This is a genomic window from Fulvivirga lutimaris, from assembly GCF_009711525.1.
GTDB lineage: Bacteria > Bacteroidota > Bacteroidia > Cytophagales > Cyclobacteriaceae > Fulvivirga > Fulvivirga lutimaris.
On the sequence record NZ_SMLV01000372.1, the window covers coordinates 1 to 22,872 of the forward strand.

The window sequence follows — 22,872 nt, forward strand, 5'->3', positions numbered from 1 at the left end:
ATAACACCGTAACAAATGGGTAGGTGGTTATTTTTTTAATAATTACCTATATTGACACTCCAATTTGGTTAGTTACATTCTTTTATGAAAAAAAGACAGCTCCTTGAAGATGAGTTTAACAAAATGCTGGAAGAGCATGAATACATGGTTAAATTCAGGGGAGACAATGAAATAACCATAATTGGGGCCCCCTCTAACAACTTTGTTTCCAGAATTTTACTCTCTGCGAGCGGGGTGTTGTTGGTTACTTATTGCTTAATAATGGGAAGTACAACTGAAAACACTCTAGCCATAGGCGGAGCTTTGCTAGGGTTAATATTTGCCGCTACTCCGTTCTTAAGTTTCTATTCGAAAAAATATTTTAAAGTATTATTCTCCAGACAACTTCAACAAATCAATATTATGAACAGCCCAACCGGGCCATATAAAAGACTTGACTTTTCTAATATTGACAAGTTCCGGTTTAAGCGGGTGGAAGTTGATGATTTTGTGAGTCCAGATCTGGAAATTCCCGTCACCTACAATTATGCCCTTACCGCTATCTCAGGCGATAAAGAAATTGACCTCTTTGCAATAGACTCAAAGTACAGAGATGTAGAAAAGTTTACCAATAAATTTGGCCAGTTCATTTCTGATTTTACTGGTAAGCCGGTACTCTCCTGATATGTCAGGTTCATCGGCAAATAATTTTTGTATAATTGCATTATAAACTAAGAAAACAATCAAATCATGGGTTATAACTTACTTAAAGGAAAAAAAGGAATCATTTTTGGCGCATTAAATCAGGAGTCAATCGCTTGGAAAACTGCATTGCAGGCGCATGAAGACGGTGCTGAATTTGTTCTTACAAATGCTCCTATAGCCATGCGCATGGGCGAAATCAATGAACTGGCAAAGATGTGTAATGCAGAAGTAATACCAGCAGATGCTACATCTATTGAAGATTTAACTAACCTTTTCGAAAAATCTCAAGAGATACTAGGGGGTAAACTTGACTTTGTTTTACACTCTATAGGTATGAGTCCGAATGTTAGAAAAGGGAAAGAATATCATGATCTTAACTACGACTGGTTTTTGAAAACCTTAGATATATCAGGCTTGTCCTTCCACAAAGTTTTACAAACAGCAGATAAGCTGGATGCTATGAATGATTGGGGTTCAATATTGGCCCTAACTTACATAGCTGCACAAAGAACGTTCCCTGATTATGGTGATATGGCCCAAGCTAAGTCAGTGTTAGAATCAATTGCGAGAAGCTATGGCTATCGTTTTGCTAAGAAAAACAACGTTAGAGTAAATACTATTTCTCAATCGCCAACAATGACTACAGCAGGTAGCGGAGTAGGTGGTTTTGATGTATTCCTAGATTACGCTAACAAAATGTCTCCACTAGGTAATGCTAGTGCAGAAGATTGTGCGAAATACATTGTGATGATGTTCTCAGACTATACCAGAATGGTGACCATGCAGAACTTGATGCATGATGGAGGATTCTCTTCTTCTGGTATAACTGAAGAGATCATTGGAGAGTTAACAAAATAAATAATTATACATCATATTTAATCCCAAGTCAGATCATATTGGCTTGGGATTTTTAATTTTATAAGCATGGTTGTTTTTCCAAATGCCAAAATAAATATCGGCCTCAATATTCTCTCTAAAAGAGATGACGGCTATCATAATATTGAATCATGCTTCTACCCTATTCCATTCTGTGATGTTTTAGAAATACTGCCTGCTGATCAGTTGAGCTTTACCTCCACGGGGATTCCAATTCCTGGTGATGCAGACAGTAATTTATGTTTAAAGGCCTATCAATTACTCCAAAAGGACTTCGATATTCCTCCAGTACAGATTCATCTACATAAAATCATCCCTATTGGTGCAGGACTTGGTGGAGGGTCTGCAGATGCTACTTTTACATTGAAGGCGCTAAATCAAATGTTCAATCTTAACCTAACAGATGAACAACTTGAAAAATATGCATCACAACTAGGAAGTGATTGCCCATTCTTTGTAAAGAACAAGCCTGTAATTGCAAAAGGTACTGGCAATATATTCGAGCGTATTGATGTCAACCTATCTGGAATGCATCTTCAATTGATCTATCTAGATATCCATGTAAGCACAAAAAAGGCATATGCTGGTGTGGTTCCAAAAGACAGTAATCAGAATCTTAATGCTGACCTTAGTAAAAATATATCCGTCTGGAAAACAGCTGTAAAAAATGATTTTGAAAAATCCGTCTTTCAACAATTCCAGCAAGTTGAGGAAGTGAAAGCCTTGTTGTATAAAAATGGAGCACTCTATGCCAGCATGACTGGCTCAGGCTCAGCAGTTTTCGGGATATTTGATAGAGAAGTTGCTAGTCTGAGTAACTGTGTATGGAAAGGTCAACTACCTTAAATTATCCAATGACTGTGCTTTCCTTTTATGCATTTTATTTAGCAATGGATAGGCCAGCACTGAAAGCAATATTATTAAAGTCCCTAAATAAAAAGCAGGCTGCATTTGCTCTTTTTCTTTGAAGATGAGTACCGCTAACACAATACCATAAACTGGCTCAAGGTTTACCGTAAGGTTCACTACAAAAGCAGATATCCTTTTCATAATTTCTACCGACACAGAAAAGGCATATACAGTACAAATAATACCTAATACGGCTAACCACAACCAATCCATACCTACAGGTATCAGGTTAATGCCCTTTCCATTAGTAAAGTACATCTGGTAAAAGGGCAGAAATAATACTGTCCCTAACCAGGCTCCGAGCATCTCATAAAAGGTGATAATATAGGGATTGTGCTTTTTAGTAAACTTCCCATTGATGACAGAAAATAGAGCAGATAAAAATGCAGAGATTACTGCCATGGTCAACCCAACAGCATGATTAAATTCAAACCGAAAAATCACATACAGCCCAGCGATCACCATCAAACCCAGAACTACTTCAAAGGACTTTATTTTGGTCTTATTCATAAGCGGTTCTATAAAGCTGGTCCAAAGAGAACAAGTTGCTATTCCAGCCAGACACACAGAGGCAGTGGAAACTCTGGCAGCTGCAAAGAACAATATCCAATGTGCAGAAATGATAACCCCTGTACCCAATATCTTATACACCTCTCGGCTTCCAATCTTAAAATTGGTTTTTCTGAAATACAACACGACACCAAGAGTAAAGAAGGCGATGAGTGTTCTGTAAAAAACTATCTCAACTGAAGGAATGGTAATCAGTAAACCTAATATGGCAGTAAAACCCCAAATCCATACTATGAAATGGAGCTTAAGATAGTCTATAGTTTGTGGCATTAGCGCGGAACGTATTTATACATGAGCAAAGCTATTCCACCAAAGATAATGTTTGGTATCCAAACCGATATTATTGGCGGCATTCCACCTGCTTCGGCTATACTTTTAGTCATGATAAAAAAGAAGATGTAAAGAAAGGACAGTAAAAAGCCCAAGGCAATTTGAAAACCCGTACCGCCCCTACTTTTACGAGCAGACACGATAACACCCATAAAGGTTAATATCAACACAGCAAAAGGAGACGTGAATCTTGTGTATTTCTCAACTTGATAAAATTCAACATTACTAGCTCCCCGTAATGTAAGCTTGTCAATTTCATCGTTCAGTTCGGGTATGGTCATACCCTCATAGTTTTTCTCAAGATTGCCAAACTCACTAGGATGGATTACTAATGTGGTGTCCATTGATTTACCCTCTGTAATCACCTCCTTGTCGCCATCGATAGTATGGTGACTCCAGTTCATCAGAGTCCACTTTTGAAGCTCCTCATTCCAGGTAATTCTGCTTGCTGACAGCTTCTCGGTCAGTTTGGTACTGTCTACACTTTCTAAAGTAAAATTATAGCCCATGTTAGACTGATTATTATAACTCCTCATATATAGGTACTTGCCTTTAGCCACCTGCATATGAATGTTAGTCTTATCAAAAAAGTATCTACCTTTTAAATACTCGAGCTCAAACTCCCGCTTTGTTTTATTTGAATTAGGGATGATCCAACCTGTCAGAATAAAGCTCAAAACAGCAATCATAACAGAACCAATAAAATATGGGTAGAGCATCCTTATAAAAGATACTCCGCTACTCAAAATGGCAATAATTTCAGTTCGGCCTGCTAAACGAGAAGTAACAAACACTGTGGCAATAAAAACAGTTAAAGGAGTAATAAAATTGGCAATCCAAGGAATAAAATCCATGTAGTAGCCAAAGATTTGTCCGGTGGTTAACTCAGCTTTTACATACTTTTCAGTTTTCTCGGTTAGGTCAATAACTACAATCACTGAAACTATAATCAGTACGGTAAAAATGAACGAACCTAAAAACTGTTTTAAAATGTATCTGTCAAGTAATTTCAATGCCTATCTCCTGTTTTATATTCTATTATAGTCTTCTGCTTACCTTTTCTACCATCTCATTTTTCCAGGATGCAAATGTGCCGTTTTCTATTTGAGTTCTGGCCTCACCTACCAACCAAAGGTAAAAAGTAAGATTATGTATACTAGCAATTTGCGCGCCTAAAATTTCCTTGCTCATAATCAAATGTCTCAAATATGCCTTTGAATAAAAAGTATCCACATATCCTCCCAAATTAGGGTCAATCGGTGAGAAGTCATCTTCCCACTTTTTATTTTTAATATTAATTATACCCTCAGAGGTAAAAAGCATTCCATTCCGCGCATTTCTCGTTGGCATCACACAATCAAACATATCTACACCCAGAGCAATACATTCCAAAATATTGGCCGGAGTACCTACTCCCATCAAATACCTTGGCTTATCAGTCGGCAATATATCACATACATGATCCGTCATTTCGTACATCATTTCAGCAGGCTCACCAACTGACAATCCACCAATGGCATTGCCTTCGCGCTCAAATGAAGCAATAGCCTCTGCCGACTGCTTCCTTAAATCTTTATAAGTGCTCCCTTGAACTATCGGAAATAGCGTTTGACTATACCCATATTTGCCTTCTGTGCTATCAAATCTATCGCAGCATCTTTTCAACCACCTGTGCGTCATATGCATGGACTTTTCTGCATAGTCATATTCACAAGGAAATGGAGTGCATTCATCAAAAGCCATGATAATATCGGCACCTATGGTTCTTTGTATATCCATGACATACTCAGGAGAGAAAATGTGTTTTGATCCATCAATGTGAGATTGAAAAGTAACACCTTCCTCTTTTATCTTTCTTGTGCCCGCTAAAGAGTAAACCTGATAGCCTCCACTGTCAGTTAAAATGGGTTTTTCCCAGCCGTTGAATTTATGCAGGCCACCTGCTTTTTCAATAATATCTAAACCCGGGCGAAGAAAAAGGTGATATGTATTTCCCAAAATGATCTGCGCAGCAATATCATCATGAAGTTCACGCTGATGCACTGCCTTTACAGAACCAGCAGTACCTACCGGCATAAATATTGGCGTCTTTATTTCACCATGGTCTGTGGTGATGGTACCAGTACGGGCTTTACTCTTTTCGTCCTTTACTTCTAATTTAAACTTCATAGGCTATTCAAAAACTCCGCAAAGTTAATCGAATATTATTAAGTAGATGGGCAATATCCGTTTACATAAATAAGGAATTTGGATTGTGGATTTTCGATATATCTTTGTGCCTTTTAATTTCTATAGCAACTTTATGTTTTTGGCTCCTTCTATTCTCGTTTTCACTATTTTTTTAACACTACAGGTCATAATTCTGTTAATTTTTCTTAAAGCTTTTTCAAGCAAGAAGAGGTCAAAGAAAAGTTCTAATCAACCCGTTTCAGTAGTAATAGCTGCCAGAAATGAGCTAGAGAACTTGAAAATGCTGCTACCAAAGTTATACAGTCAAGGTCATGATAATTTTGAAATTGTGATCGTTGATGACCGATCTGATGATGGCACTTACGACTTTTTATATGAAGAGAATAAATCTCAGCCTCTGCTAAAAGTTGTAACAGTTAAGGATACCCCCAACAAAATGAATCCCAAAAAGTATGCTCTGACTTTGGGAATAAAAGCCGCTAAAAATGAAATTATTTTACTGACAGATGCCGACTGCATACCAGAAAGCGATCAGTGGATTGAAAATATGACAATCAATTTTGGCAACCCATCGACAGAAATAAACCTTGGTGTTTCTCTTTACCAAAAACAAAAGGGATTGCTCAATGCATTTATAAGATTTGAGACAATAACCACTGCCATCCAATATATAGGTTTGGCTTTATCTGGACTGCCTTATATGAGTGTGGGCAGAAATCTTGCCTATAGAAAAGATCTCTTCTTAAAAAATAAGGGTTTCAATAGCCACATAGATATAACTGGTGGTGATGATGATCTATTTGTAAATAAACATGCTACAAATAAAAATACCACAGTTAGTCTGGGTAGCGAAGCATTAATCTATTCTATTCCTAAAGCATCCTGGCCAGATTTCTTCAGGCAAAAAATTCGTCACCTATCGGTTGGAAAGCACTATAAATTCAAACACAAATTAATATTAGGTTTAATTTCTTTAACACATCTGGGTTTTTGGGCTGCTTTGATTTTTTCTGGTGTACTTTTAATGGAACCTTATATATTGCTGTCAGGTTTTATACTACGAACCTTGCTGTTATATCTAACGTTTATGACTGCATGTAAAAAATTTGGTGTGAGGTTTGACCTTTGGGGGCTTGTGTTTTTAGATTTTATATTCGTCTTTTACTATCTTTCCATTGGCATAAGGGCACTATTCACAAAAAGGGTTAGATGGAGCTAAAAAAACAATTCTCTGATAAGGCACTCGAAGATTTCAAACTGATCGACCAGGCGGTAAATGAAGGTGATGAGCAGGCATATGCTATGCTTATGGATAGATACAAGCGCCCGGTCTATCACATGGTGCTTAAAATGGTCAGAAATGTAGATGATGCCGAAGATTTAACCATAGAAGCCTTTGCCAAATCATTCAAAAACCTTCACAAATTCAAAAAAGATTTCACTTTCAGTACCTGGCTTTTCAGAATTGCCACTAACAATGCCATTGACTTTATCCGTAAAAAGAGGCTAAATACAATGAGTATTGACACCTCATTTACTGACGACAATGGTGAAGCTGTAGGTTTTGATGTTGAAGATCAAAATCTAAATCCTCAAGAAGTAGCTATAAAAAGTCAGAAGATTGAGCTTATTCAAATGTTTGTGACCAAGCTACCGGCCAAATATCAGCGGTTGGTTAAGTTGAGATATTTTGATGAGCTGTCTTACGATGAGATAGCTACAGAGCTAGATGCACCACTTGGAACTGTGAAAGCTCAACTACACCGGGCTCGTGAGTTGATGTATGACCTTGTAAAAAACAAGAAAGAGCATATTTAATACTTAAGGGTAAATGGTTGGTTATTGCTAGCTTTGCAATCAACTATGTCTAACACCGCCCTACTGCTAAAATACTTCCCAGATCTCACTATTGATCAACAAGCCAAATTCGAAGCGCTTAAAGGTCTCTATGAAGATTGGAATGCTCAAATCAATGTGATAAGTAGAAAAGATATTGATGAGCTATATCTAAAGCACATCCTACACTCAATGGCAATAGCCAAAGTGATTAATTTTAAGTCTGGCACTGATATACTTGATGTAGGCACCGGTGGTGGCTTCCCTGGCATTCCGCTAGCCATACTTTTTCCAGATTGCAACTTTCATTTGATTGACTCTATTGGGAAGAAAATTAAAGTGGTAAGTGCCATTGCCGAGGCTTTGCAGTTACAAAATGTGAAAGCTGAAGTTATACGTGCTGAGAAAATTAAAGATAAGTATGATTTTGTTGTTAGTCGAGCGGTAACTCGTCTACAACCATTTTATCGCTGGGTAAGAAACAAATTCAAAAAGGAGCGAAATCACCGAATATCTAATGGCATCTTATATTTAAAGGGTGGTGATTTACAAGATGAGCTAAGAGAAGCCAAATTAAAAACTAAGATTTTTGAGTTGTCTGAATACTTTACCGAAGATTTTTTTGAAACTAAAAAAGTGGTTTACGTTCCTGTTAAATAATGATTAGATATCTATTACTGGGGCTACCTGTCACCTTAGTTTTCATCGTTTTTTATACTGGTTTTAATGACCCGGAGTTAACCGATGTAAGGCATCTGTTTTTCTTCACCATTACAACCTTTATCATTTATACTTATCAAATATCGAAGAATGAAACGCTAACCAGAGGAGCCAGATGGCGATGGTATCTATGGCTTTTCTTTGTTCCTTCGATTACCGCACTCATCTATTGGTTTAAGCATCTGAATGTTGATGAATTAGAGGAAAATTAATCTCTATTTTCCAGCGAATCATACAAGCTAAACCAGCTACTTTTCCGATATTTGATTATCCGTCAGGTTACAGATTATTTCTATATAATCTTACCTGACAAACCACTACAACCACTGCATAATGTATATTATTTTTGATACTGAAACCACCGGTTTACCGCATAGCTATAGCGCTCCAATATCAGACTCTGAAAATTGGCCAAGACTAGTTCAGCTGGCATGGCAGCTGCATGATGATCATGGTAAACTACTCAGCAATGGTAACTTCATTATCAAACCAGAAGGGTTTACCATCCCTTTTAACTCTGAAAAAATACATGGCATTTCAACCAAACGCGCTCTTGAAGAAGGTCATGATTTAGGTGAAATATTAGAGAAATTTAAAGTTGATCTTGACAAGGCAGAAGTTGTTATAGGTCATAATGTAGATTTTGATAATAAAATAATTGGGGCTGAATTCTTCAGACTCGACAAGGAAGAAATTGGTCAGTCATTGGTGGATCACGAGCAGATTGATACATCATTAGTGTCCAAAGAATTTTGTCAGCTGCAAGGTGGTATTGGAGGAAAATTCAAGTCTCCAAAACTGATTGAGCTTCATGAAAAACTATTTGGTGAAGGCTTTGGTGATGCTCATGATGCAGCCTATGATGTTGATGCCACTGCTAAATGTTTTTTCGGGTTAATCAAAGAAAATGTTGTTGAGCCCTTGGGGGGCATTGCAGTTGAAGATGTTACTTATGAGCCTCCCAAACTTGATGATGCCAACTTTGCCAAGAAAGACGATAAAAGCACCGCTGATTTTGGTGGTGATACTGAAGCTGCAGAAGAAATAGATGCTCCTTTTGTACATCTTCATGTTCATAGTCAGTACTCGGTACTTCAGGCCGTTCCTAATGTAAAAGGTATTGTTGCTAAGGCAAAGGAATACGGCATGCCTGCGGTTGGTCTTACTGACTTGGGTAACATGTTTGGCGCTTTCAAATTTGTGCGCGAGGCCAACAACAATGAAATAAAGCCTATTGTCGGATGTGAATTTTTTGTAGCTGAAGAGCGACTGACGCTTAAGTTCACCAAAGACAATCCGGATAAAAGATACAATCAGGTATTAATAGCCAAAAACAAAAATGGCTATCACAACCTTGCCAAATTAAGTTCATTAGCCTTTGTTGAAGGTCTGTATGGTATTTATCCGCGTATTGACAAGCAGCTCATTGAGCAATACTCTGAAGACGTAATTGCGCTTACAGGTGGACTGTACTCAGAAATTCCTTCCCTAATTCTTAATGTGGGTGAGCACCAGGCAGAAGAAGCATTTGTCTGGTATCACAATCTATTTAAAGAGGACTTTTATGTAGAACTGATCAGGCATAATCTGGAAGAAGAGAATCGAGTTAATGAAGTTCTCCTTCAGTTTGCAAAAAAATATGATGTAAAAGTAATTGCCGCCAATGATGTTTATTACCTGAATCAGGAAGACAGCGAAGCACATGATGTGTTGTTATGCGTGAAGGAGGGCGAAATGAAGTCCACCCCTATTGGCCGAGGTAGAGGATTTAGGTTTGGTTTTCCAAATGACCAATACTATTTCAAAAGTCAGGATGAAATGAAAGTGCTGTTTAGCGATATTCCTGAAGCGATAGAAAACCTTGCCGAACTGGTCAATAAAATAGAAGGTTTTAAACTGGACAGAGATGTTCTACTTCCTGCCTTTGATATTCCTGATGAATTCAAAGATGCAGAAGATGAAAATGATGGTGGCAAAAGAGGTGAAAATGCCTATCTGAGACACCTGACTTATGAAGGCGCCAACAAGCGCTATGATGTAGTTACTGATGACATAAAAGAACGTCTTGATTTTGAATTGGACACCATTAGAAATACTGGTTACCCTGGGTACTTCCTGATTGTGCAGGACTTTACCAGAAAAGCCCGTGAAATGGGTGTATCAGTTGGTCCTGGACGGGGTTCGGCTGCAGGTTCTGCTGTTGCTTATTGCATAGGCATCACCAATGTTGACCCAATTGCATATGACCTGCTTTTTGAGCGTTTTCTAAATCCTGACAGGGTATCACTACCCGATATTGATATTGACTTTGATGATGAGGGTCGAGATAAAGTAATTCAATATGTAATCGACAAATACGGAAAAAATCAGGTAGCGCAGATTATCACTTACGGTACTATGGCTGCCAAGTCATCTATTCGTGATGCAGCAAGGGTGATGGAGTTACCACTTAACGAGGCTAATGACCTGGCTAAACTTGTACCTGAGCGTCCCGGAACAAGTTTAGATAAAGCTTTTAAAGAAGTTAAAGAGCTTGAAGCCTTTAGGCAGGGATCTGATTTAAAGGCAAGAGTGCTTAATCAAGCTAAAGTTCTGGAAGGTGCGGTTAGAAATACAGGTACCCATGCTTGTGGAGTAATTATTACCCCAGACGACCTTACCAAGTTCATCCCTGTTTCTACAGCCAAAGATTCTGAGATGCTCATAACCCAGTTTGACAACAGTGTTGTTGAAAATGCTGGGATGCTTAAAATGGACTTTTTGGGTCTAAAGACTTTAACAATCATCAAGTCTGCGCTTAAAATTATAAAGGCCAGGCATGATGTTGATATTGATATCGATACCATTCCCCTTGATGATGAAAAGACATACCAACTCTATCAAAGCGGACAGACCAATGGAACCTTCCAGTTTGAGTCTCCGGGTATGCAGAAGCATTTACGGGCTTTAAAGCCAGATAAATTTGCTGACCTTATTGCCATGAACGCCCTGTACCGACCAGGGCCAATGGAATACATTCCAAACTTTATTGCGAGAAAGCATGGTGATGAAGAAATTACCTATGATATCGCAGACATGGAAGAAAACCTTGCTGAGACCTATGGAATTACGGTCTACCAAGAGCAGGTGATGTTGCTTTCACAGAAATTAGCCGGGTTCTCTAAAGGTGATGCCGATGTGCTCCGTAAGGCAATGGGTAAAAAGATATTTGCCCTGCTGGAGAAGCTTAAGCCCAAGTTCATTGAAGGCGGAAAAAATAATGGCCACGACCCTGTAGTCCTAGAAAAAGTTTGGAAGGATTGGGAAGCATTTGCAGCCTATGCCTTCAACAAATCGCACTCTACCTGCTACTCACTAGTAGCTTACCAAACGGCCTACATAAAGGCGCACTACCCGGCTGAATATATGGCAGCGGTGCTTACGCATAATCAGAATCAGATTGAAAAGGTGACCTTCTTTATGGAAGAATGTCGCAGTCTGGGCATTAAGGTGTTGGGGCCACATGTCAATGAATCTTTCAAGAACTTTGCGGTAAATAAAGATGGCGAAATCCGTTTTGGACTGGCTGCCATAAAAGGAAGTGGTGACGCTGCTGTAGAGGCAATTATTGAAGAGAGAAAAGAGAATGGACCGTTCAAAGATATTTTCGACTTTGCAGAAAGGGTGAACCTTAGAACAGTAAATAAGAAGACCTTCGAATGTCTGGCGATGTCCGGAGCCTTTGATTGTTTTGAAGAGTATCACAGAAGACAGTATCTCCACGCCCCTGAAGGTGATCAGCCTTTAATTGAGAAGATTATTAAATACGCCAACAAGATGCAGCTTGAGGCCGATAGTGCTCAGGCCAGTTTGTTTGGTGGTGATACTGGAGTAGAAACTCCAAAACCTAAAATCGAACCTATTGAGCCTTTTGGTGAGTTTGAAAAGCTAAATATTGAAAAGGAAGTTGTGGGACTTTTCATCTCAGGACATCCCTTAGATTCTTATCAATTCGAGATTAATAGCTTTTGCAATACGGAGCTTACGGAGCTGAATGATATAGAAACTTTACAAAGCAAACCTATTATAAGGCTAGCAGGAATAGTAACTGGTTTTGCACATAGAACTACCAAAGGCGGAAAACCTTTTGGCACTCTAACTGTAGAAGACTACAATGGTAATTTCACTTTCTTCTTCTTTGGTGACGACTACATCAAGTTTAAAGAATACATGATGCAGGGTTGGTTCTTGTTTATGCAAGGTCGCGTAGTGCAACAGAAATGGGGAGATCAGAGACTAGAATTAAAACTCAATAGTATTGAACTGCTAAGTGAACTTCGTGATAAAAAGACCAAAGGTATTGAAGTTAAAATCAATTATGATGAGGTGACTAATCAAATAGTAGATCAAATTGAAAAGGTCTGCCTGGCCCATAAAGGGGACTTATCTCTTCAAGTCAACATCATGTATTTAGATGATAACGGTGAACGAAAAAATATTGATTTGAAGTCATTAAAATACACGATTAACCCCAGCAATGAGATGATCGAAGAAATGAAGCAAATCCCTGAGGTGATGTGTAAAGTGCTGCTTTAATTTTTCAGCTTAAGACTCTTAACTGCATCAGCTTCTCGATTAAAACCATATCCTCTCCAATAGGTTGTGGTTTGATTTTTATATTTCCAGGCGATTTCTCCCAGAGGAGTAACTTCCCAAAAACCGTAGTCGCCTTCACAAATCAGGGTATTGCCGTTACTTAACCTGTCAGCTCCAGAAATTCTTCCATAGGACAGTTCAGAGTTTGTATAACTCCATATAATTTCTGGTTCATTATCCTCATCTGGAATAAGCATAAACTCAGTTGGCATCTTTAGCTCAAATACCTCAGATTGCTTTGCCTTAAGTCCATTATTATATACAAGTATATTGCCTGTACCAGGAACTCCCTCGCCAAGCAGATTGGGAAAATGAACATGATCAAAAATCTTCTTTCCTGAAGTATTATTATAAGTTTCAGGGTTTCCAAAGCGATAGATTAACTCTCCTCCCTTATTATAATTTCCTCCTTGATTGGTCGCTGCTTCAGCTGTAGTAGTGCTATGATCAATCACCCAAACCTCGCTGTAAAAGTTTACACTAACATAAAGTAAGTCATTATCCGGATCATAAGTAAGTCCATTAGCATGCATAATATCACCATCCTTTCTGAGGTTGTAATTGATATTAATCTTATTTGGGTTTTCATTTACATTACCATAAGTACTCACACCTTCTTTAACGTCTTGTACAATATGATCCCAACTATGCCACTCCCAAACAACTTCCTTTGTCTCTAGGTTAACCTCTAAAATTTTCTCAGGATAGATATCATAATCAGCATTTACACCTACTGCTTGTCCTTTTTCAACAGATATTTTCTCCCACGCTAAAAATATGAGGTTTCCATTTGGAAGTAATTCAGCATCATGGTGCGAAAGGTATTCAGGGGATTCATATACATATTCCCATTCAATAGAACTATCAGGATTGATTAATCTAATTACACCAGCATAACCGCCACCAAACTTTATAGTAGCCGTCTCAGATTTGAATATGCCCAAAACCTGACCTGTTGGTAAAAGTTGAGCATCATTACCAAGTTTTAAATCAAACTTCCACTCATGAATTTTCTTGCCCGACTTGTCCAACAAATAAGCTGCTTGCCCGCCACCTTCAACAGCAAATACATAATTATCATCAATTGTTGCAGGATTATACTCCACAACCTCAGGAGTTAACGGAGGCACCACTAAAGCCTTTTCTTTATTACTTTCTTTTGATTTACATCCCCAAACAAATACTGTTAATAACAATACAATGATTATTTGAGCTGTATGATTCAATCTTACTTTATGCATTCGGTAAAACTAGATATTTTATGATTTTATCTAAACTAAAGATATCAGAATCGCTCATAATTGGTTTACAAAATTTGAATCTCATTCCAATTTCCCTCAAGTATCAATGATTTTTAATCTTAAAACTGCATTTTAGCGAATTGTATATTCAGGATCAATTACATTTTATCATGAGCATCAGACTTTTTGCCTTAGTTTTATTACTCTGCTTATTTTTAAATTCAATTACAACAAAAGCCCAGACCTACAGTAGAAATGGGATGGTCGTATCTACAAGTAGTGTTGCCTCCGAAACAGGTAGAGACATACTAAAAAAGGGCGGCAATGCCATAGATGCAGCTGTTGCCACTGCCTTCGCTCTTGCTGTTACACACCCTTCAGCTGGGAATATTGGAGGTGGCGGCTTCCTGGTTTACATGGATAATGAAGGAACGGCAACAACCTTTGATTTTAGAGAAAAGGCACCTTTAAAAGCAACTGATGATATGTTTCTGGACGAAAATGGTGATGTAATTGAAAACTCAAATCACTTTTCAGCAAAGGCCATTGGTGTACCCGGCACCGTTGCAGGGCTATATAAAGCCCATGAAAAATTTGGTAAACTAAGCTGGCAGGAAGTTGTGCAGCCTGCAGTAGAATTAGCATCTAATGGGTTTACCATGAACTGGTCCCTATATCAATCAGCTCAATATTTTGAAGGTGATAAAGAACGGTATCCGCAGATGCAAGGCTTCTTCAGTAATGAAAATGGAGATATTGTAGAGCCAGGTGATATCTGGAAACAAACTGCCCTTGGCAACACACTAAGCCTTATTCGTGACAAAGGTTCTGATGGTTTTTACAAGGGAGTTGTGGCTAAGAAAATTGAAGCTTTTATGAAAGCTAACAATGGCATTATTACCAAAAAGGATTTAGCAAAATATGTAGCCATAGAGAGAAAGCCTGTATTTGGAACATATAAGGATTATCAAATCTGCTCTATGGCACCACCAAGCTCTGGAGGGGTAACCCTCATTTCTATGATGGATATGATGGAGCAAGTGAGTTTTGATACGTTAGAGTTTAACTCAACAGCCTATGTTCATTTTCTTGCGGAAGCAATGCGCAGAGCCTATGCTAACAGAGCAAAACACCTCGGTGACCCTGACTTTAACCCCGACATGCCCATAGATTTTTTGCTGGATAAACAACTAGCAAAAGAGCAGGTAGCGACCATTGACATGCAGAAAGCGACCAAAAGTGACTCTTCAAAATTTGGGCAAATGCCAGAAGGCGATAACACTACTCACCTATCGGTAATGGACAAAGATGGCAATGCTGTATCCTTAACTTATACTTTAGAATATGCTTATGGATCTGGAATGGTGGATAAAGAATTAGGATTCATTTTTAATAATGAAATGGGCGACTTTAATCCAAAGCCTGGTGTGACTACCACAAGAGGACAGATTGGAACTAAACCTAACTTGATTGAACCTGAAAAACGTATGCTCTCCAGTATGACTCCTGTGATAGTTGCTAAAGATGGAAAACCATATTTGGTCATAGGCAGTCCTGGGGGCAGAACAATTATCAACACAGTTTTTCAAACCGTGTTGAATGTCATTGAGTTTGACATGGAAATTGATGATGCTATTGAAGCAATGAAAATCCATCACCAATGGTTGCCGGATAGAATCATGTATGAAGAACTGCTACTCTCACCAGACACCAGAGAAGCACTAAAAAGTATGGGGCATGAAATGATCAGCAGAACACGTCTGGGTCAGCTCATGGGTATCATCTATGAAGATGGTATCTTTAAAGGCGCTTCTGATTCTTCCAGTGGAGAAGGTGCCGCTGTTGGGTACTAAATAAGTACACTATTCGCCCTTTGCGGCCTCATCCAAAAACCAAATAAGGTTTCCTGATTTTGGCTGAACCAATGAAGCTGGGTAGTCTTTGCTTGCAGCATCTTGAGCCAAGATAGAAGTGACTTTTTCCTTCTTATCAGCACCTGTTACTAAAAAGGCCACTTCCTTGGCATTATTAATGACTCTTCCTGTTAAAGAAACTCTCCTTTGACCTGAGTCTGGGTGAATCGCAACTTCACAGTTTCTTGACGAATCCCAAAGCTCAATTTCATGCGGAAAGATAGATGCCGTATGGCCGTCACCACCCATTCCTAAAATGACTAAATCAAATTGAGGAATTCCATCTGCTTCTTTTAAGTTCTTAACCAATAGATCATCATACCTTGACGCCTCTGCCTTTGGCTCATTCTCACCCAACACGCGATGTATATTCTCTTCAGGAATTGATATCTTGCTCAGCAGATGATCCACCGTCATCTTATAGTTGCTCTCTTCATGAGTTGGAGGCACACAACGCTCATCACCCCAATAAAAGTGAACATTAGACCAATTCAAGTCTTTAAAATGCACTGCTAAATAATCAAATACAATTTTAGGAGTACTCCCTCCAGAAAGTGCCACCGTGTAGTTCTTATTAGACTTAATTCTAGAAGCCAGGTATTCAGAAAACTCCCTGGCTACCTCTTGTTTATCTTTATATACTTTTATCTCCATAGCTTAACACAATACACAGAATCCGGGATCATCTGCAATGTTTGGCCCGGGGTTACGCCAAATATAATCTCCTTCAATTAACTCATCAGAATTTTCAGGTCCCCAAACACCAGCAGCGTAGCCATACATCCTCACATCTTTACCATTTTGCCAGTAATCCAAAATAGGATCAACAAAACGCCAGGCTGCCTCAACTTCATCTCCACGGGCATACAACGTAGCATCACCTTGCATAGCATCTAACAGCAATCTTTCATAGGCTCCCATCACCCTATTGCGGGTGAGCTGAGAGTAATAAAAATCCATATTGGCCTCTTCAACAATAAATCCCTGGCCAGGGACTTTCACTCCAAACTTCATCATGATGCCTTCATCCGGGTGAATCCTGATAATGAGCTTGTTATCTCTATTGGCCCCAACAAAAAGGCTGTGTGGTGTAGACTTAAAATGTATCACCACTTCGGTAACCTTGGTGGGCATTCTTTTAGCGGTACGCACATAAAACGGTACACCCTTCCATCGCCAGTTATCAATATAGAACTTGATGGCTGCAAAGGTCTCTGTCAATGATTCAGGATCAACACCTTCCTCTTCACGATAGCCCATAACTTTTTCACCGTTAATTTCTGCTGCACCATACTGCCCTCTGATGGTATGTTCATAAAGTGTCTGCTCATCTTTCATAATGCGCAGCGCCTTCAAAGCCTTCACTTTTTCATTTCTAATCTCTTCAGCAGTAGCTTCCAAAGGAGGCTCCATAGCGACTAAAGACACCACCTGCAACAGGTGATTTTGAAACATATCGCGCAGCGCACCTGACTTATCATAATAACCACCACGCTTTTCAACACCAATACTTTCGGCATTGGTAATCTCCACATGACGGATGTAATTTCTATTCCAAAGCGGTTCAAAAATGCTATTAGAAAACCTTGTGACCAATAAATTCTGAACAGTTTCTTTTCCTAGGTAATGATCAATTCTGTAAATCTGAGATTCCTTAAAATACTCTAGAAGATCCTTATTTAGCGCTTGAGCGGTTTTTAAATCATAGCCAAATGGTTTTTCAACTATAAGCCTTGTGAAACCCTCACTTTCATCATTAAGACCAGCCTGTCCCAACTTATGGGCAATATTTTTATAAACCTTTGGTGGAGTTGACAGGTAGAATATATAATTCGATTCTGTTCTAAACTCATTATTCAATTCATGGACACGATCGCTCAATGCAGAATAGTCCTCTTCATAACCCTCGATTGCCTGATAGAATATCTTATCAGCAAAAGACTGAATCAACGACTTTTCCTCATCGCTAAAGTGTTCACTTTCCAGACAAACCTTATTTCTAAATTCCTCATCAGACATGTCGCTGCGGCTTGTACCCAGAATAACGTAATTCTCCGGCAGGTCTCTGTCCTTGTACAGCTGATAGATAGCAGGAATTAATTTTCTGGCTGTCAAATCGCCCGATGCTCCAAAAATAATGAGCATTTGATTCTTAGTTTTTTTCATTGTGCGTTAGCTTAGAACACTAAATTTAGAGACCTTCATTTTTTTTAATGAGAAATGATAGTCATCTTCACCTAAAGGAAATTAAGCGCCAAATATAAGGCTTTTCAGATGTTAGAACACAAATACGATTTCGGTTTAGTTGGTCTTGGAGTTATGGGCCACAATTTTATTTTAAATGTGGCTGATAAAGGTTTCTCCGTTTGCGGGCTAGACCTTGATCAAACCAAGGTAGATTCACTTATCGCTTCAGGTGGTGATGCCGCCAAGGTGCAGGCTACAACCAAAGTAGAAGCGTTTACGAAAGCCTTAAGCTCACCAAGAAAAATAATGCTTTTAGTGCCTGCCGGAAAACTGGTAGACGCTGCAATTGAAAGCTTGCTGCCACATCTGGAAAAAGGAGACATTATTATAGATGGCGGAAACTCTTTCTTTACCGATACAGACAGAAGAGAAGCTTATTTAAAGGAAAAAGGAATCAACTTTTTTGGTTCTGGAGTATCTGGTGGTGCTGAAGGTGCCAGACGTGGGCCTAGTATTATGCCGGGTGGCAATAAAGAAGCCTACCAGCATATCAAGCCAATATTTGAGGCAGCAGCAGCCAAGTTTAATGGTGAGCCATGTGTGGCCTATTTGGGCCCGAAGTCAGCAGGTAACTATGTAAAAATGGTGCACAATGGTATTGAGTACGGTTTGATGCAGCTTACCGCTGAAGTGTATCATCTTTTAAAGCATTCAGCCGGACTGAGCAATGAAGAGCTTGCAGCCACTTTTGATTCCTGGAACAAAGGCCGCTTACAATCATTTTTAGTGGATATTACCGCTGAAATCTTTAATCAGAAAGATGATAAAGGTGAAGGACATCTGGTAGATAAAATATTAGACAAGGCCAAGCAAAAAGGTACTGGTAAGTGGACCTCTCAAAATGCCATGGACTTGGGTATTCCTATCCCCTCCATTGACATTGCGGTGAGCATGCGTGAAATATCTGCCTTTAAAGATTTACGTGTAGAAGCCGAGGCTCTTTATGGTAAACCAACACCTAAATCTGTTGACAAAGCTGACTTTATATACAAAGCAGAACAGGCGCTATACTTTGCATTCATCATTACTTATGCTCAGGGTTTAAACCAATTGGCTGAAGCTTCAGAAGAATATGGCTATGAGCTGGATATGGCAGAAGTGGCCAAAATCTGGAGGGCAGGCTGCATCATTAGAGCCGCATTGCTTGACGATATTTCAAAAACATTTGCCACAGCTCCTAAATTGAAAAATATTGTAATGGCTCCTGATTTTGTGAGCAAACTAAAAGAAACCTTATCAGCCACACGTAATGTAGTTACCTATGGTGCTGAAAATGGAATACCATTGCCAGGATTATCAAATAGCCTTACCTATTTTGATGCTATTACCTCTGGTAGATTACCACTGAACCTGATACAAGCACAGCGAGATCATTTCGGTTCGCATACTTATGAAAGAACAGATATGGAAGGCATTTTCCATACAGAATGGTGATTTAATTAAAATATATATCCTGAAGCACTTATTTTCTCGCTCAGTCATGCCGTAGCAGAGCGGAGGCATCTTGGCCATAACATATATTTGTAAAAATTATGTTCTGTCTGCCACAGAACTAGGAAGCGTGTTTAAGGTAAAGATCCCTTACGGGATGACTTGCTTAATGGAGAAATACTGAGGGCAATAACATCAAAACCGTACACCTCACCTGTTCATATTCGTACTAATTTTACAGTTAAAACTGCTCTGATACGCTTCTGAGCACATGGCACTAATCTTGTCAACCTAGAAAATAATTCAATGTACTGGTCGTTCAACTTCCATGGAAAAGCTCAAAACCTTTTTTTGGTACTGCTCAGGGGCAGATACCAAACTCTTACAACAATGCGAATCTGAATCAAGCAAATATGTGGGTATAGGCGCCACTATTTTCTTTACAGGCCTCTTTGCTGCCCTCTCAGCTGCATATGCCTTTTTCACTGTCTTTGATAGTTACCTTATCGCCTCAATTTTAGGGTTAGTCTGGGGTCTCATGATTTTCAACCTGGATAGATTTATAGTCTCTAGTATGCGTAAGTCAGGTAAATTTTGGTCAGAATTTGCCGTGGCTGTTCCCCGTTTATTATTGGCGGTTTTGATCTCAATAGTAATAGCCAAACCCCTGGAACTCAAAATCTTTGAAAAAGAGATAAATGCCGAACTGGCATTGATGACAGAGGAAATGTTTGCCGAGCAGGAACAGCTGGTAAAAGACAAATACCTGGCACAAACCACTACATTAAAAAGTGAAATAGACAGGTTAAAACTTGAGATAGAACAAAAGGCCACCAAACGTGATGAGCTGGCAAGAATAGCCCAGCAGGAGGCCGATGGTACCGGTGGTACCGGCAAAAGAAACCCCGGCCCTATCTACAGAATAAAAAAGGCCGATGCCGACAAGGTGGAAGCTGAGCTACAGGCATTGACCATTACCAACCAGGCGCTGATACAAGAAAAACAAGACCAGTTGAACGGACTGGACTCGTTAAGTAGCACAGCGTTAGCCAGTCTTCAAAAAACGTCTATTGGCGGGCCTGCCGCACGACTGGAAGCCTTGAGCCGATTAACGATAGACAGTGAAGCCATTTGGATGGCTAACCTTTTTATCATATTGCTTTTTATCGTAGTAGAGACCTCTCCTATTTTTGTAAAGCTCATCTCCAAAAAAGGGCCTTATGACTATCTTATAGAAACCTATGAGTATAAGTATGAAACGGCCATCATCAAAGACAAGGCCTATATACACAGCGAACTAAAGAAAGAATCCGAAGCCTTCTCTGCCACAGAAAAGAAATTTGTAGACACAAGGTTGGATGTGCGCTTGGATAATGTTTAGCGAACAACAATAAATATCATTGATTTTAGATTTTTTCTAAACTTGTTTGATTAGTCATAATAATTACCTTTCAGAACCACTTTATCTCCACGACTGGCAGCATTTAAGCAACGAGTATTAGGAAACCACTCCTTAATTACCTACATTAAATTTTCGATATATTTTAGTATTCATCTATGAAACGAACAAGTTATTTTCTGTTAATAATTATTAGTATAGGTTGTCAGTCTGAATCCGTCCAATTAGCAGATTTCAACACTTCAAATTCAGTTGATATTAATAGCCTTGATAAGTTATCAAGCTTAGATACCTCAAAGGGTTGGTTTCCTCATGAGGTGGGTAATTATTGGGTCAACGAAGATTATATACCCTGCAATGACAAAACAAAGGAATGGTATTGGGAAATTATTGACGGAATTACAACTGATTCGGCAGATTATTTCTTGATTGAAAAGCATTATAACCCTTGTGATACAACCGATTATTACGTCTATGAAGAATGGTTTGCATTGACCCATGATCAGAAGCTATATCTCTCTAATGAAAAATTTGAGTTTGTTCGTTTAGAAGGCGATTTTAAACTTAATCTAGATGAATCATACATTGCCCAAGGTCTTAGGTATACTGTAATTCAAAAGTCGAAATATCGTATGGTTTTTGAATACGACATATACTCTCATGGCACTTATACCCGCAGATGGATCAAGGGAATGGGTAGAGAACTTCATTGGAATCGTATTCAAATTGGAGGGAAAGAATACATTAAGGATATAGATTACTTTAAACAATGAAATTATGTAGCGTTTTTCTGCTTTTCTTTATCCAAATTTTAGTTTTGAGTTCATGCATGGATGAAGAAATTATTTCCGATGATAATGACGACAAATTCATTTTTCCCGTTGAGTTTGGGGACCCAAATCATCCTGTACACAATATCACTACTCAATCCGGAGCAACTTTAGGCCGAATGCTTTTTTATGACAAGACCTTATCAAGAAATGACTCTGTTTCTTGTTCTTCATGCCATAAACAACAGTTTGCTTTTGCTGATAATGATAAATTTTCAATTGGGATCCGTAACCAGAAAACGCAGTTTAATTCACCAAGTCTGGTAAACCTGGCCTACGCTGGCCCATTAAATTGGGATGGAAAAAATGAATCTCTTGAGATTCAGGCCCTCTCACCTATTACAAATATTCATGAGATGGACCAAAGGCTGGCAGTCATGATCGAAAAGCTGGAGTCAAATGATGAATATTCAACACTATTTTATAACGCTTTTGGTGATTTCGAAATTACAGTAGAGCGCGTTTCTTTGGCTTTATCTCAGTTTCAAAGAAGCATTATTTCCAACAAGTCAAAATTTGACCAGTACTTAGTAGGAAATGATAACCTCACTGATGGCGAGTTAGATGGATTTTTACTATTTCAGGAAATTGGATGTTCATCTTGTCATGCAGGAGTTTTGTTTTCAGGCTCTGCAATTAATTATGATGGTTTTGCAAACAATGGATTAGATCCAGAAAAATACTTAAGACAAGGACTTATGGGAATTACAAATAGCACCTTAGATAAAGGGAAATTTAAAATTCAGACTCTTAGAAATATTGATATTACTGGTCCTTACATGCACGATGGCCGGTTTGCTACTTTAGAAGAAGTAATAGATCACTATTCAAAAGGAATTAAAATCAGCGCTTCTTTGGACTCAAGGCTTAAGGATTCAATCATCTTCAAAGATGAGAAGTATGGATTCCATTTCAGTGATGAGGAGAAAGCTAACTTGTTGAAGTTCTTAAATACACTAACAGATCATGATCTTATTACTAATCCCAGATATTCAGATCCTTTTAATAATTAATACTTCTTTTATATCATTTTCTCAGCCAAGATAATTTCTAAACCAAAG

Annotated in this window: 19 protein-coding genes; 13 read left to right on the forward strand and 6 right to left on the reverse strand. The window is 38.7% G+C overall.

Annotated elements, in window-relative coordinates; genetic code table 11:
- Positions 1–84: 84 nt before the first annotated feature.
- The 3 genes from E1140_RS10430 to ispE all read left to right on the forward strand — a co-directional run bounded on the left by E1140_RS10430 (position 85) and on the right by ispE (position 2,406).
- Positions 85–663, forward strand: coding sequence for a hypothetical protein (locus E1140_RS10430; protein ID WP_155182867.1), 579 nt, complete (start codon positions 85–87; stop codon positions 661–663).
- A 66-nt stretch (positions 664–729) separates the two neighbouring features.
- Complete coding sequence (locus E1140_RS10435) at positions 730–1,542, forward strand: enoyl-ACP reductase FabI (RefSeq protein WP_155182870.1); 813 nt, start codon at positions 730–732, stop codon at positions 1,540–1,542.
- Between the two features lie 66 nt (positions 1,543–1,608).
- A complete protein-coding gene (gene ispE / locus E1140_RS10440) occupies positions 1,609–2,406 on the forward strand; it encodes a 4-(cytidine 5'-diphospho)-2-C-methyl-D-erythritol kinase (protein WP_155182873.1) in 798 nt (265 codons plus the stop codon).
- On the opposite strand, the gene E1140_RS10445 is transcribed toward ispE, so the two are convergent.
- Genes E1140_RS10445 through tgt form a run of 3 tightly spaced genes read right to left on the reverse strand, consistent with a single transcriptional unit; the run spans position 2,398 to position 5,538 of the window.
- Positions 2,398–3,309 carry a DMT family transporter gene (locus tag E1140_RS10445; protein ID WP_155182876.1) on the reverse strand — a complete coding sequence of 304 codons (912 nt, stop codon included), beginning with the start codon at positions 3,307–3,309 and terminating at the stop codon, positions 2,398–2,400. The two genes, ispE and E1140_RS10445, sit on opposite strands and share 9 nt — an antisense overlap.
- Positions 3,309–4,382, reverse strand: coding sequence for an LptF/LptG family permease (locus tag E1140_RS10450; protein WP_155182879.1), 1,074 nt, complete (start codon positions 4,380–4,382; stop codon positions 3,309–3,311). The genes E1140_RS10445 and E1140_RS10450 overlap by 1 nt, the downstream gene beginning before the upstream one ends.
- Before the next feature lie 25 nt (positions 4,383–4,407).
- Entirely contained in the window at positions 4,408–5,538 is a 1,131-nt protein-coding gene (gene tgt / locus E1140_RS10455) for a tRNA guanosine(34) transglycosylase Tgt (RefSeq protein WP_155182882.1), read from the reverse strand.
- A 133-nt stretch (positions 5,539–5,671) separates the two neighbouring features.
- Here tgt and E1140_RS10460 point away from each other — a divergent pair, with 133 nt between their 5' ends.
- The 5 genes from E1140_RS10460 to dnaE all read left to right on the forward strand — a co-directional run bounded on the left by E1140_RS10460 (position 5,672) and on the right by dnaE (position 12,690).
- Positions 5,672–6,778 (forward strand): glycosyltransferase, encoded by a 1,107-nt coding sequence (locus E1140_RS10460; RefSeq protein ID WP_155182920.1) that lies wholly within the window; start codon positions 5,672–5,674, stop codon positions 6,776–6,778.
- On the forward strand, positions 6,769–7,377 hold the full coding sequence (locus tag E1140_RS10465) for an RNA polymerase sigma factor (RefSeq protein ID WP_155182885.1): 609 nt from the start codon (positions 6,769–6,771) through the stop codon (positions 7,375–7,377). The genes E1140_RS10460 and E1140_RS10465 overlap by 10 nt, the downstream gene beginning before the upstream one ends.
- Positions 7,378–7,422: 45 nt before the next feature.
- Positions 7,423–8,055, forward strand: coding sequence for a 16S rRNA (guanine(527)-N(7))-methyltransferase RsmG (gene rsmG / locus E1140_RS10470; RefSeq protein WP_155182888.1), 633 nt, complete (start codon positions 7,423–7,425; stop codon positions 8,053–8,055).
- The gene (locus E1140_RS10475; protein ID WP_155182891.1) at positions 8,055–8,327 is read left to right on the forward strand and encodes a hypothetical protein; all 273 of its coding nucleotides are present in this window, start codon (positions 8,055–8,057) and stop codon (positions 8,325–8,327) included. The genes rsmG and E1140_RS10475 overlap by 1 nt, the downstream gene beginning before the upstream one ends.
- A 121-nt stretch (positions 8,328–8,448) precedes the next feature.
- Positions 8,449–12,690, forward strand: a complete 4,242-nt coding sequence (gene dnaE / locus E1140_RS10480) for a DNA polymerase III subunit alpha (protein ID WP_155182894.1) — start codon at positions 8,449–8,451, stop codon at positions 12,688–12,690.
- Here the strand turns inward: dnaE and E1140_RS10485 are convergent.
- Entirely contained in the window at positions 12,687–13,991 is a 1,305-nt protein-coding gene (locus tag E1140_RS10485) for an aryl-sulfate sulfotransferase (protein WP_155182897.1), read from the reverse strand. The two genes, dnaE and E1140_RS10485, sit on opposite strands and share 4 nt — an antisense overlap.
- Before the next feature lie 170 nt (positions 13,992–14,161).
- Between E1140_RS10485 and ggt the strand changes: the two genes are divergently transcribed.
- Positions 14,162–15,844, forward strand: a complete 1,683-nt coding sequence (ggt, locus tag E1140_RS10490; RefSeq protein WP_155182900.1) for a gamma-glutamyltransferase — start codon at positions 14,162–14,164, stop codon at positions 15,842–15,844.
- Positions 15,845–15,853: 9 nt separating this feature from the next.
- Here ggt and pgl read toward each other — a convergent pair whose 3' ends face one another.
- Complete coding sequence (gene pgl / locus E1140_RS10495; protein WP_155182903.1) at positions 15,854–16,558, reverse strand: 6-phosphogluconolactonase; 705 nt, start codon at positions 16,556–16,558, stop codon at positions 15,854–15,856.
- Positions 16,559–16,561: 3 nt separating this feature from the next.
- Positions 16,562–18,070: a glucose-6-phosphate dehydrogenase gene (zwf, locus tag E1140_RS10500; protein WP_155182905.1), complete on the reverse strand. Its 1,509-nt coding sequence runs from the start codon at positions 18,068–18,070 to the stop codon at positions 16,562–16,564.
- A 108-nt stretch (positions 18,071–18,178) separates the two neighbouring features.
- On the opposite strand from zwf, the gene gndA reads away from it, so the two are divergent.
- From gndA to E1140_RS10520, 4 genes are all read left to right on the forward strand, one after another.
- Positions 18,179–19,585, forward strand: a complete 1,407-nt coding sequence (gndA, locus tag E1140_RS10505; protein ID WP_155182908.1) for an NADP-dependent phosphogluconate dehydrogenase — start codon at positions 18,179–18,181, stop codon at positions 19,583–19,585.
- A gap of 325 nt (positions 19,586–19,910) precedes the next feature.
- Positions 19,911–20,963, forward strand: a complete 1,053-nt coding sequence (locus tag E1140_RS10510; RefSeq protein ID WP_155182911.1) for a DUF4407 domain-containing protein — start codon at positions 19,911–19,913, stop codon at positions 20,961–20,963.
- A 176-nt stretch (positions 20,964–21,139) separates the two neighbouring features.
- Positions 21,140–21,754, forward strand: a complete 615-nt coding sequence (locus E1140_RS10515; protein ID WP_155182914.1) for a hypothetical protein — start codon at positions 21,140–21,142, stop codon at positions 21,752–21,754.
- Positions 21,751–22,824, forward strand: a complete 1,074-nt coding sequence (locus E1140_RS10520) for a cytochrome-c peroxidase (RefSeq protein ID WP_155182917.1) — start codon at positions 21,751–21,753, stop codon at positions 22,822–22,824. Before E1140_RS10515 ends, E1140_RS10520 begins: the two co-directional genes overlap by 4 nt.
- Positions 22,825–22,872 lie beyond the last annotated feature (48 nt).